This window comes from Streptomyces tendae (assembly GCF_014650435.1).
Lineage (GTDB): Bacteria > Actinomycetota > Actinomycetes > Streptomycetales > Streptomycetaceae > Streptomyces > Streptomyces tendae.
Genome location: NZ_BMUY01000036.1, coordinates 1 through 11,146, shown reverse-complemented (window position 1 = coordinate 11,146; position 11,146 = coordinate 1). Strand labels below are relative to the sequence as shown.

General features: G+C 69.1%; 17 protein-coding genes. 11 read left to right on the top strand and 6 right to left on the bottom strand.

Features of this window, described 5'->3' with window-relative positions; genetic code table 11:
* Positions 1-227 precede the first annotated feature (227 nt).
* On the top strand, positions 228-1,196 hold the full coding sequence (locus IE258_RS39985) for a DNA-methyltransferase (protein WP_189750703.1): 969 nt from the start codon (positions 228-230) through the stop codon (positions 1,194-1,196).
* 133 nt (positions 1,197-1,329) lie between these two features.
* Positions 1,330-1,908 (top strand): DUF4352 domain-containing protein, encoded by a 579-nt coding sequence (locus tag IE258_RS39980; protein WP_189750702.1) that lies wholly within the window; start codon positions 1,330-1,332, stop codon positions 1,906-1,908.
* A gap of 115 nt (positions 1,909-2,023) precedes the next feature.
* On the opposite strand, the gene IE258_RS39975 is transcribed toward IE258_RS39980, so the two are convergent.
* The gene (locus IE258_RS39975; RefSeq protein ID WP_189750701.1) at positions 2,024-2,245 is read right to left on the bottom strand and encodes a hypothetical protein; all 222 of its coding nucleotides are present in this window, start codon (positions 2,243-2,245) and stop codon (positions 2,024-2,026) included.
* 354 nt (positions 2,246-2,599) lie between these two features.
* Positions 2,600-4,063: an IS607 family element RNA-guided endonuclease TnpB gene (gene tnpB, locus IE258_RS39970; protein WP_229892747.1), complete on the bottom strand. Its 1,464-nt coding sequence runs from the start codon at positions 4,061-4,063 to the stop codon at positions 2,600-2,602.
* A 40-nt stretch (positions 4,064-4,103) separates the two neighbouring features.
* Here tnpB and IE258_RS39965 point away from each other — a divergent pair, with 40 nt between their 5' ends.
* The 8 genes from IE258_RS39965 to IE258_RS39930 all read left to right on the top strand — a co-directional run bounded on the left by IE258_RS39965 (position 4,104) and on the right by IE258_RS39930 (position 6,810).
* Positions 4,104-4,307, top strand: a complete 204-nt coding sequence (locus tag IE258_RS39965) for a helix-turn-helix transcriptional regulator (RefSeq protein ID WP_189750700.1) — start codon at positions 4,104-4,106, stop codon at positions 4,305-4,307.
* Positions 4,308-4,560: 253 nt separating this feature from the next.
* Entirely contained in the window at positions 4,561-4,941 is a 381-nt protein-coding gene (locus tag IE258_RS39960) for a DUF4326 domain-containing protein (protein ID WP_189750699.1), read from the top strand.
* On the top strand, positions 4,938-5,189 hold the full coding sequence (locus IE258_RS39955; protein ID WP_189750698.1) for a hypothetical protein: 252 nt from the start codon (positions 4,938-4,940) through the stop codon (positions 5,187-5,189). Before IE258_RS39960 ends, IE258_RS39955 begins: the two co-directional genes overlap by 4 nt.
* Positions 5,186-5,416: a hypothetical protein gene (locus IE258_RS39950; protein ID WP_189750697.1), complete on the top strand. Its 231-nt coding sequence runs from the start codon at positions 5,186-5,188 to the stop codon at positions 5,414-5,416. Before IE258_RS39955 ends, IE258_RS39950 begins: the two co-directional genes overlap by 4 nt.
* A complete protein-coding gene (locus IE258_RS39945) occupies positions 5,413-6,009 on the top strand; it encodes a hypothetical protein (RefSeq protein ID WP_189750696.1) in 597 nt (198 codons plus the stop codon). The genes IE258_RS39950 and IE258_RS39945 overlap by 4 nt, the downstream gene beginning before the upstream one ends.
* Positions 6,006-6,299 carry a hypothetical protein gene (locus tag IE258_RS39940; protein ID WP_189750695.1) on the top strand — a complete coding sequence of 98 codons (294 nt, stop codon included), beginning with the start codon at positions 6,006-6,008 and terminating at the stop codon, positions 6,297-6,299. Before IE258_RS39945 ends, IE258_RS39940 begins: the two co-directional genes overlap by 4 nt.
* Positions 6,296-6,484 carry a hypothetical protein gene (locus tag IE258_RS39935; protein WP_189750694.1) on the top strand — a complete coding sequence of 63 codons (189 nt, stop codon included), beginning with the start codon at positions 6,296-6,298 and terminating at the stop codon, positions 6,482-6,484. Before IE258_RS39940 ends, IE258_RS39935 begins: the two co-directional genes overlap by 4 nt.
* Positions 6,481-6,810 carry a hypothetical protein gene (locus IE258_RS39930; RefSeq protein ID WP_189750693.1) on the top strand — a complete coding sequence of 110 codons (330 nt, stop codon included), beginning with the start codon at positions 6,481-6,483 and terminating at the stop codon, positions 6,808-6,810. Before IE258_RS39935 ends, IE258_RS39930 begins: the two co-directional genes overlap by 4 nt.
* Here the strand turns inward: IE258_RS39930 and IE258_RS39925 are convergent.
* The gene (locus IE258_RS39925) at positions 6,807-7,796 is read right to left on the bottom strand and encodes a hypothetical protein (RefSeq protein ID WP_189750692.1); all 990 of its coding nucleotides are present in this window, start codon (positions 7,794-7,796) and stop codon (positions 6,807-6,809) included. The two genes, IE258_RS39930 and IE258_RS39925, sit on opposite strands and share 4 nt — an antisense overlap.
* 376 nt (positions 7,797-8,172) lie before the next feature.
* On the opposite strand from IE258_RS39925, the gene IE258_RS39920 reads away from it, so the two are divergent.
* Positions 8,173-8,400, top strand: a complete 228-nt coding sequence (locus IE258_RS39920) for a hypothetical protein (protein ID WP_189750691.1) — start codon at positions 8,173-8,175, stop codon at positions 8,398-8,400.
* A gap of 260 nt (positions 8,401-8,660) precedes the next feature.
* Here the strand turns inward: IE258_RS39920 and IE258_RS39915 are convergent, their stop codons facing one another.
* The 3 genes from IE258_RS39915 to IE258_RS39905 are packed head-to-tail and all read right to left on the bottom strand — an operon-like array spanning position 8,661 to position 11,096.
* Positions 8,661-9,539 (bottom strand): hypothetical protein, encoded by an 879-nt coding sequence (locus IE258_RS39915; RefSeq protein WP_220451536.1) that lies wholly within the window; start codon positions 9,537-9,539, stop codon positions 8,661-8,663.
* Entirely contained in the window at positions 9,536-10,552 is a 1,017-nt protein-coding gene (locus IE258_RS39910; protein WP_189750690.1) for a helix-turn-helix domain-containing protein, read from the bottom strand. The genes IE258_RS39915 and IE258_RS39910 overlap by 4 nt, the downstream gene beginning before the upstream one ends.
* A gap of 37 nt (positions 10,553-10,589) precedes the next feature.
* Complete coding sequence (locus tag IE258_RS39905; RefSeq protein WP_189750689.1) at positions 10,590-11,096, bottom strand: helix-turn-helix domain-containing protein; 507 nt, start codon at positions 11,094-11,096, stop codon at positions 10,590-10,592.
* Between the last annotated feature and the right edge of the window lie 50 nt (positions 11,097-11,146).

Genomic DNA, 11,146 nt, shown 5'->3' with positions numbered 1-11,146 from the left:
AAGGCCTCCGCCGCGCCCAACTCATCGCCGCGCTCCGTAACGCCTCCCTCATACCCGAAGGGCACGCGGACCGCCACGAGTGGGCGCGGACCGCGGCGCTCTTCGCCGACCCCGAGGGCCTGCTCTAGCCCCTCCGAACGAGGCAGCGCCCGTCCTTGCAGGGGGAACACCACCCCACCGCCCGCCGCATCCTTGAACAACGCCCCAGCCGACTCCCGGGAGAGTGAATGCCCACCCCCTACTACGAGGCCGACGGTGTCACCCTCCACCACGGCAACAGCCTGGACATCCTGCCCACCCTCAGCCAAGCGTCCATCGACGCCATCGTGGTGGACCCTCCCTACGAGATCGGCATAGCCAGCCGCGACTGGGACCGCACCGGCATCGCCTTCAACGTCGACCTGTGGTCCGAGTGCCTGCGCGTCCTCAAACCCGGCGGACACCTGCTGTCGTTCGGACACGTCCGCACCCACCACCGGCTCGCCGTCGCGATCGAGGACGCCGGATTCCACATCCGGGACTGCATCGACTGGATCTACGGGCAGGGCTACCCCGGCAGCAAAACCCAACTCAAACCAGCCCGAGAGCCGATCACAGTAGCCCGCGCCCCCTTCACCGGAACCGAACGCGCCCTCCGCGAAACGACAGGCCTTGGGGGCCTCAACGTTGAAGCGTGCCGAACCGACACCGGCCGATGGCCCGCCAACGTGCTCCTCGGCCACAGCCCCCTGTGCACCGACAGCGCCTGTATCACTGAATGCCCCATCAGCGAACTCGACCGGCAATCCGGCATCCGGACCAGCGGAACCGGTGCCGTGCGCACCAAGCCCGGCCACTTTATGGGCAATGGCGGCCTCGGCCGGGCCGGAGACGTGCAGGTCACCTACGGCGACACCGGTGGCGCTTCCCGCTACTTCCCGATCTTCCGCTTCGAGTCCCGGATCACCACCCGCAACGACGGGGAGCGACACATCACCCCTAAGCCTCTCTCCCTGATGCGCTGGCTGGTCCGCCTCGTCTGCCCGCCCGGCGGGACTGTCCTGGACTGGGCGGCCGGCTCCGGTACCACCCTCCTCGCCGCCCGCGACGAAGGCATGAACGCTGTCGGGATCGAGATGGATGAGGCGCACGCCCGGATTTGCGAGCACCGGCTTGGTGAGCCGTTCAGCCCTTCACTGTTCAGCGACATCGCCTGACCCGCCGCGCACTGACCAGGCCCCGGTAACCCCTGCCCCACGGCAGCCGGGGCCTTCAACCGTTCCCCTCCCGGCGTCCAGGGTGTCCCTGGCATGATTCCCCCCCTCAGACACACACGTCCTGGGGGGACTCATGCGCATCCGCACCACCACTACCGGCGTCCTGGCCATCCTGGCCCTCACGCTGACCGCATGCGGCAGCAGTGACAGCGGAGACGACAAGCCGACCGTCACCAAGGCCTCCAACACCCCCACCCCGGCCACCACACCGACGCCCACCCCCAGCAAGCAAGAGCTGGAACTCAATGTCGGGGACACCGCGAACGTCGATGGAGACAACGGAAGGTTCACCGTCGCCGCCCTCTCCTACCAAGACACCAGCATCCACAGCAGCATCCCCGGCCTCCTCAAAGACGGGCAGAAGTGGGCACTCGTCGACGCGAAGATGTGCAACAACACCGGCCAGACCGTACCGGCGACGCCGTTCCCGTGGTCACTCGCCTACGCGGACGGCTCCCGGGTGGAGTCCACCGTCATCACCGGCACGGACCTGCCCGGCCCGCTCTACCCGGAAGAGACAAAGGTGAAGAACGGGGACTGTGTACGCGGCAACATCGTGTTTCAGGTCCCGAAGGAGGGCCGGCCGGAGCGTGTGGTGTACGCGCCGGACGTGATCGACGATCCGGTGGAGTGGCAGCTGTCGAAGGGGTGACAGGCGTGCCGGGTGGGGCGTAGCGTCACGAGCGGCGGTAGTCGTGCGGCCCGGTCTTCGCAAGTCTCGGGCGGGGGTTCTTCAACCCTGCCTCCCTCGCACGGCTACCGCCTCCTTACGCCGCGGTGCCGGGGCCGGCTTCCCGCGGGTCCCCGTGCGGCCGCGTCCGGCCCGTGTCGTCCACGGTGCGGCGGGACGGCTCGAGGTCGTCCAAGCTCCAGTGGTGGTGGCATTCCTCGCAGCGCACCCCGTCGACGAGGACGTCGGTTTCGCCGTTCGGGCAGGCGGTCCCGTCCCCGCGGCCTTCGCACATGCGGTCGTGTGTGGTGTCCCCCATGCGTTCGAGGCTGCGCCGGGCCGTGCGGGGTCGGGGAGGGGCTGTGCGGGGGCGCATGGGGGCGTGGTGGGCGGCATCCGGCCCCAGGGGTGGTCTGGTGCCTCACGGGCTGTCAGGCGGGCGTGTGGGGCCGCGCGTAGCTGGGGAGGGGCGTGGCCGCGGGGAGGGGGGAACACGGTGCGCGCCGGCGGGCCATGCTGTGGGTGCTCCCGCGACATGGGGAGTCTCCGAAACAAGCGCCCCCACGACCCCGGAACGGCAGGACCGGGTGAGGGGAAGAGCTGGATAGGCCGTTGCTGATCCCATAGCCAGGTATCAGCATCCCGGACGTTTCCGTCCGGAAGGTCCGCCACATCACCAAAGCGTCAAGGCTTCGGCTTGAGGACGGTCTCTCGTTTCTTCCTGCCGCTGCTGCGGCAGGGTTGCGCCACCTGCCCGCCCCGCCGTGGCCTTGCGGCTGCGGCGGGTGGTGCGGGTCTTCTGGTCGGCTCCACGAGGCTTCGACACCACCGGGGCGGTGTCCTGGTCTCCGGCCACTCCGGTACCAGTGGTGCAGGCTGCCGCGAGTGCGGCGAGGTTGAGTGCGGCGTTGTCGTCCCGGTCGATGACCAGGCCACACGCGTCGCATTCGTAAGTTCGGGCATGTAGCGGCAGTTTGGCTTTCACCGCGCCACAGCCCGAGCAGGTCTTGGACGAGGGGTACCAGCGGTTCGCGACGACCGTGCGGGCGGCGTTGCGCTGGCCTTTGTAGGTGATCTGGCGGCGGATCTCGCCGAAGCCGGCGTCGGCGATGCGGCGCGCGAGGCGCCGGTTGCGGAGCATGCCAGCGACGTTGAGGTCCTCGACAACGACCGTGCCGTCCTCGGCGCGCACGGCGGTGGTGAGCTTGTGCAGAGCATCGGTGCGGAGGTTCGCGATGCGATGGTGCACGCGATTCCGCTCGCGGTTGGCCTTCTCCCAACGCCGAGACGGCTTCTGACCAGTGCGCCGGTCCGGGCCCTGACGGCGCGAGACACGACGGGACAGGCGGCGCAGCAGCTTGGCGGCTTCGTCGTAGTACTTCGGGTTCGGGACCTGCCGGATCTCGCCCGTGCTGTCGGCCATAACCGCGAGGGTCTTCACGCCGAGGTCGATACCGACCGCGACGTCGGGGCGGGCGACGCGGGTGATCTCTCGCTTCACCTCGACCTGGAAGGCGACGAACCAGCGTCCACGTTCGTGCCGGACGGTCGCAGACAGGACCCTTGCCGTACCCGCGCTCACGCGGTCACGGAGGCCGTCGGTGCGCTCGTGTACTCGCATGGCGCCGAGGCGCGGCAGGGTGACGTGACGACCATCCTGGTCGACGCGGATCGTGCCGGTGGTGAACCGGCACGACAGACGGGCCTTCCGCTTCGACTTGAAGCGAGGCATCCCCGCCCGCTTGCCCTTACGCTGACCGCGCTTCGACTTCGCGTAGTTGTCGAACGCGGCCGACGCGTTCGCGAGGCCGGTGTTGTACGCCTCCTTGGAGTTGTCCTCCCACCACGCGGCGAACCGCGGGTCGGTCCGCTTGACCTCGTTGAACGCCTTCCGCAGGGAGGGCAGCGACCATGGCCGCCATTCTGTCAACGCAGCCTCAGGTATGCCGTAGGACTCCTCCGCCCGGCGCTGCCACCAGGACGCGGTCACCCATGCGACGGCCCAGTTGTAGGCGGCACGCGCGGCGCCACAGTGCGAGCGCAGCGCGGCCTCCTGGGTGGCATTGGGGTCCAGCGCGTACCGGTACGCCTGCACCACAAACCCGGACTGCGGACGGAACTTCTTCACGCTGGACACCCCCTCACGTTGCAGTCACTCAGTGACTATAGTGTACAGCATGAACGACTTTGAAGGCTGGATCACCAGCGAAGAAGCCTGCGCCCAACTCGGCATCGCATGGCGGACGCTCTACAACCACCACCGGAACACCCCCGACTTCCCGGCGCCCCGGAAGGTCGGCCGGACCCTGCTGTGGCCGACGACCGAGCTGGACGCATGGCGCAGCCGACACCCGGCACGCAAGAAGAAAAACGATGGATGACGACAGGCGATTACAGAATTCGGAGCAGCTACCAACCCCCGGTGTCGTCACGCCGGGGCCTTTTCGCGCCCCCAACCCCCGCACACGTATGGCGTACGCCATAGAATATGGGTTAGGCTGGCACCCGGCTCCCCCAACACCACACCCTGCACCCACCCGAACCCAACACGGCCCGAAAGGCAGGGGGGAACGCCGTTCCCACATCCGAGAGAGCCTGAACCAGCCCCCAGACCCGACACCGGGAGGCCCACCCATGACCAGCACCCCGACCCGCATCCAACGCCGCCGCACCAAGGGCTGGAAGGCCCGCGAGGGCACCGCCTACGTCGGCCGCGGCACTCCCTTCGGGAACCCCTGGGCCGTCACCCGCACCAACACCGGCACCGGATGGGCAGTCCAATGGGCCGGACACGCCACCCAGCACCGCCCCCTCGGGCTGAAGGACTTCGTTCCCGCCAACGACCAGCGCGACGCCCACGCCCTCGCCGTGGAGCTGTACGAGACGTGGGTCCACGCCCACCCGACGCTCCTGGAACGGATCCGCCGCGACCTCGCCGGCCGGGACCTCATGTGCTGGTGCCCCGAGCCGCTGCCCTGCCACGCAGACGTCCTGCTGAAGCTTGCGAACACATGACCGCCCGCCTGGAATGCCAGGGCTGCCGTCGGCCCCTCAAACACCCCACCCCCACCGGCTACGGCCCCGTCTGCGCCCAACGCCTCGGCCTCACCCCCACCAAGCCGCGACGCCGGGCCCGCGCGAAGATCCGCCGACAGCTTGAGCTGGTCAGCCGAACCCTCGACCAGCCCCCGCCCCCGGTCGACCCCGGACAGATGGCGTTCGACCTCACCACCTTCCACCAGCCACCCTTGGAGGCACTGTGACCGACCAGCAGACCGAATGGGGCGTGTACTGCCCCCACGGCAAGCAGATCGTCGAACGCGACCCCGACCACACCGACCCCGAAGGCCAGCCAGTCGGCAGGATCGTCGACCCATGGCCCTGCACCATGGACGGCTGCACCATCGAGGCGTTCGAGCAGGACGAGCAGGGACGCGAAGAGGACTACTACGCAGCCCTCAACGAGCTCGCCGCGGACGTGCACCGATGACCGGCCACGCGAACCGGCACATCGAGGCCGCAGAAGCCGCCAACGCCAAGGCCGCCGCACTCCCCAAAGACGAACGCCTCGCGTCCGAAGCCGCCAACGCCCCATACCTGCGCATTCAGCTCGCCTACGCCCTCAAGCGCGCCGAGGAAGCCGAAGCACGCACCGGCCCCACCGACGCCCTCGAACAGCGCCTCGCCACCATGGAACGCCTCGCTGCCGCTTGGCAGAAGGAAGCCGAACGTGCCCGCCGGGACCTCGCATCCCAGGCGTTCCCAGACGACCACGTCGAGTTCATCGTCTGGTCCGCCCTGGACCGGCCCCTCGACGAATTCGATGTGACCACCGTCATCAAGACCATCCGGGACTGCCGATACCTCGCGGCCGAAGCCCTGCACGTGTGCGCCGACACCTGGAAGCACACGGAGAAGCGCCTCAGGAACCTTCACGCGCCGGTGCAGCACATGGGCCAAACCTGGTGCCGTGAGTGCTCTGTACGCCGCTCCACGGGCCCCAAAGCGGAGGAGTGGGTGGCGTTCGTCCCGCACCCGTGCCCCACGCTCGACGCCCTCGAAGACAAGGAGCCCACTACGTGACCAGACGTCCGCCGTTGATCACTGACCACTGGTTTCGGGAAGGCCCCGTCCAACCCGACGGGTCGGACGGCTACTGGATCTGCGACTACAACGGCTGCGGCCAGCACCGAGGCGACCACCTGCAAGCCGAAGGGGACTGGCTGAAGCCGCTCCATGCGGTCGTCCCGATGCGGGTCCGCCCGGCCCACTGCAAGGCGTGCGGCCGCCACCGTCGACACACCACCCACACCCCATGGACGTGGGAACAACTCGCCCCGATCACCGACCCGCAACCGGAGGAGCAGCCATGAGCGGCCAGCTTGGGGACAGCAAACCCACAGCCGAGCGTGTGAAGCATTCCGGCCCGGACACCAAGTTCTGCGTCCTCTGCCTGTCTGGCGAGCACGAGGGCGTCGACGATGCGGAGCTGTCCACCGGCCGGTCGGAGGGCCAAGCCGCCAGAGCCTGTACCGAATCCGAGAGGACCCACCCGTGACCGAGCAGCCGAACAAGCCGCCCCTGCCCACCCGCATGTTCGACCCCTGGCCCCGCATCCCCATCGACACCAGCCCCGACAGCGACTTCCACCGCCTCGACCGAATCGCCGGACACGCCGCCACCGGATGGGCCGTCGGCCCCGAGGGCGCCTACGCGCAGAACCTGACCCTCGCCGAAGTCGTCGACGGCGCAGTCCGTGAGGCGCTCCTCCACCTCCTGGAGCTCGGTCTCATCGACATCGACAGCGCCCGCATGAACGCGGCGAAGGGATGGCCCACCCACCGGGAGAGGACCGTAGAGGGCCCGTCCGGCGACGTTGGTTAGGCGACGGCCTGCCCGGTGGTCTCGCCGGGCCGGCTGACCGCGTCCACCCGCGCGTCATCCACCTCACTGTCCGGCGACTTCGCGAACATGTAGATCAACTCGTTTAGCGTCTGCACCCGGAACGCCTCTTTCAGATCATCCAGGTGCCGGGACAGGGTGCGGGGGCTCATCCCCAGCCGAGCTGCCGTCGACCTCTGCGCCCGCCCAGCGCACAAATCCCGCAGGATCTCCCGCTGCAACGCGCTCGTCTTCAGCCCCGCTACCACCACCGGCCGCACCGACGTGTTGCGGGGCTCCCCCGACCACGGCACCGACCTGCGCCAAATGTCCTCATACACGCGCGCCATCACCGCCACCACCGCCCGATCCGTGACGTGCCAAGCCGAATGCGGATCCGCGCTCTTCACGTAGTCGGAGATGAACGCGTGCTCCCGGTCCACAATGATGATCCGCTGGAACGGCGAATGCACGGTGCGGTACTCGGCTCCCTGGGCGGTCATCGTCGCCGCCCACTCCTGCGTCACCTCATGATCCCGCACCGAGTCCCGATACAGGGTCCGCAGCACCACACCCCGCCGCAGCGCCTCCGAATCCCGCCGGATCGCAGTCAGCATCAACTCCCGCGACCTCGGCCCCCCAGGCTGCGCCGACAAAATCTCCCCCCGCGCATTCCCCACCACGTCCTGGATGCAGGCGTTCGCCGCAGCCGCATCCGGCAGGAACACCGACCTCGCCCCACCCACCGCGCTGCGCTGGAACAGTTCCGTCAGCTCATCCGCCAACGTCGGGCGTTCCGCCAGCGAACGAAGCCGCTCCGACAACTCCAGCAGCTCGTTCGCCGTGTGCCGGGCCACCGCCGGCCGCGGCTCCAACGCCACCCACCGGCCCCCCTCACACGCCACCACACCCGCCGCCGTGAGTTCCTCCAGCTCCGGACCGCGCGCCCACTCATCCGGCTGGACCCCGCCCGCGATCTGCCCGTACAAGCGCACCGCGGTACGCGACAACCCCGCCAGCCTGTCGCTATCCACTCCCACGCCGTCCCCCGCTCTCTACTGCCAGAACAGCCGTGCACTCCCCTACCCCAACCCGCCGGCCGTGGCGTACTTCTGCCATGCGTATATACGCCACACCCGACTAGTTGAGCAGTGCACCGCTCATACGACACCCTACGTGTGGGGCGTCCCCCGACACCCTGAACTCCCAATCCTCCCTGATGCTGACGGCCCGTCTACTGCCAGAAGACACAGCCGTTTCAGCACCGGGGATTCGCAGCAGGATCACGGAGAACAGGAACCCGGGGCTGGCGCCCCGTTATCCGTTCCACGACCACGACCACCGCACCGTCCTGAGGGGGAACGAGTGAAAACACGCCTCGCCCGGGTACTCGCCGGCCTGGCCCTGACCACAGCCGCCGCAACCGGCGCCATCACCCTGCACACCGCCACCGTCTCGGCGGACACCGCGTGGGGGGCGCCCGCCATGGAAGACGACACCGCCTGGGGCAACCCGCCCGGGGAAGGCGACCCGGAGCCGCCCGCCAGCCCTACGCTGCCGCCTGTGGTGCCGTTCGACACCGCCTGGGGCTGAGACTCGCCCCACTGTGAGCCGGGCCCGGCAGCAAGCCCCCAGCGCGCTGCCGGGCCCATTCGCGTTCGGGGACGACCCTCGCTGAACGGGCCCCGTCTGTCGGTGTCGCGTGTCAGACTGCCGAGGGCGAGTGCATGTCGTCCCCCGTCGGCACCCGCCCCTCAAGCCCGAGCCCAGTCCGCAAACCGCGCCCGGGACAGCCGGCCCCGGCCTCCATGCATCGGAGGCCGGGGCCGACTACTGCCCAGATCCGCAGGCAGCTACCGCCGCCACACGTTGACCTTCTCCGTCGACAGCAGCGGAGCACCCTCCGGACCCTTCACATACGACGGCACCCACGTCTTCCGACGCAGCGACCTGCCCGGCCCATACGCCTGATCCCGCCAATGCCCCGACACGATCCACCGGTGCTTGTAATGCCGCCCCGGCCCCTCCTGGTCCGGGTCCTGGTCCTGCGGCGTGTACTGGCGCCGCAAATCCACGACCGTCACCTCCGGCGAAGGCAGCCCGTCCCGCGCATAAGCCCGCACGGTCGGCTTGTCCGCCCGCTCCCGAACGCGGTCGACAAGCAGCGGCTGCTGCATCAACAACCACGCCGACGCCAACGCCGCCAACACCGGCTGAGGCACCTCAGAGCCGAGCTCCACCATCGGCAGCGGCTCCGCCGTCACCGGGATCATCGCCGCAAAGATCGGAATCAGCGGCGGCACTTTCTCGACGACAATCTCCAGCTCAGGACGAGCTGCCGCGGCCTCGGCTACCAGCCGGTCGCGGGACATCAGCAGCCACACCAGCAGCTCCCCCTGGTACGGGCCCCACGCGCATGCCTCCACCGGCACCTGCACGCCCTGCGCTTCCATGTGACCGATGCCGTCCTGCCAGTACAACAGCCCACACGGGGCCGGCCGGTCCGCGGTCGCCCAGCGTGCAGCAGCCAGTTGCTCACCGGCGTGCATGGCGAGCGCGGCCATGTCCTGCTGCACCCAGAACAGCTCACCAACCTCGAGCACGGACGCCAGCGCGCCCATGCTTTCCGCGGTGTCTGCGCTGACCCCGGACCGGATGGACGACGACGGCTCCCGAAGGTGCCGCAGCGTCTGCCGCCGCACCTTCGGGAGCTGGGAAGGACGCAAGGTCACTCGGAGTCCTCGAGGTCCGCGTAGTAGATGCGGGCGCCGGTCGGGGCGGCGACGCGGGCGCACACCTGCCGGTGCCAAGACGCCGACCAGCCGTGCCAGCCCTCCGACCAGGAGGTGCCGCGCATCGCCTCCTTGTACTCCTCATCCGTCCGGTAGGTGATCAACGTGTCGTCGTCCGAGTCCTCCAGACCGGCGACCAGTTTGGCGACGGCCGCGTCGGTGGCAGCCTTCATCTCCGCAACCTCGGGGCGGATACGGCCCGGGATCGGGTCACGGCCCTGCTCCCAGGAGCGCAGCGTCCGCGGGTTCACGCCGAGCTTCTCCGCCATCTTGTCGCCGGTCAGCCCCAGGTACTCGCGGGCGATCCGCAGCTCAGCCGCGGTCAGCGGGTCCTCGTCCGCCAGCTCGTCCCGCAGGCCCTTCAGGTAGTCGTCCAGGCCGTGGCAGACGGCAACCGTGCTCCCGTTGCAGCCAGCGAGGGCCGACAGAATCTCCTGCTCGATCTCCTCCAGCCGGGCGTCGGTCGTGTCCGCGGTGATGCCGTACTCGTCGACCTCGCAGCCGTTCGTGGCGCCGTCGATGTCCCACACACCCACCAGGTCGCTTTCAGGGAACCCCTGGGTGCGCTCGCCCAGCGCGCCGTACCCGAGGTTGCAGCCGAGGTACTCCTCCAGTTCCTCCTCGGCTGCCTTCGCGTCCTCGTTCATGACCGCGACGGTGTTGTTGCCGTCCCACTCGGCCTCGGTGCCGGCGACGATCCGCTCGGCGAGCGGGACAATCTCCTGCATGACGCGGTTCGCGGCGTCGGCGGTGAGGATGGGAATGCGGTAGCGGCGCTCCAGTCCGTGCCAGACGGACGCCGGGACGGCGTTACCGATCTCGGCGTCGTAGTCGGCGAGGAGGGTGCCGGCCTGCGTATCGAGTTCGATGTAGGCGGGCTGCGGTTCGCTCTGGCCGTCGTAGTGGCGGAACAGCTCGGCGGGCTCGGTGCACGGGGTGATGCTGATGGTCATGGCGCGGGGCCCTTTCGGGGAAGTTTGGGGATGGGGGTCAGAGGGCGGCGATGGCGGCGCGGACACCGGCGACGACCGCGTCCCAGACCTCTTCGCGGCTGGCGACGCGGGACTCGCCCCAGCCGTAGCGGCAGTGCAGCTTGCCGTCGGCGGCGTCGAACCAGACCTTGTCGATGCAGCCGAGGATTTTGTACGCCTGCGAGTTGGAGATTCCCTGGTCCTGGTAGCTGGCGGTGGAGATGTTCCCGGTGTTGTAGCGGGTGACCTCCAGTCCGGCGAACTCGTCCCAGTTGTTGAGGTAGACCCGGTCGTGGCCGGCCTTGGTCCAGCGGTTGCCGCCGATCGCGGTCATCGTCTCGATGGAGTAGACGACCTTCTTGGCGGGGCGCTTCATCTTGCCGACGGCGATGCGGGCGGCGAGGGAAGCGGCGTCGATGATCCAGCGGCCGGCCTGCTTGACGGCGGCGACGGCTCCGATGCGGCACCAGGTGCGGACGGTGTCGATGCTGACGCCTGCTTCGGTGGCGGCGAGGGTGGTGTTCATGGGCTTCTCCGAGTCACTTACGGAGTGGGCTGGGGCTGCTCCCCTGCCTC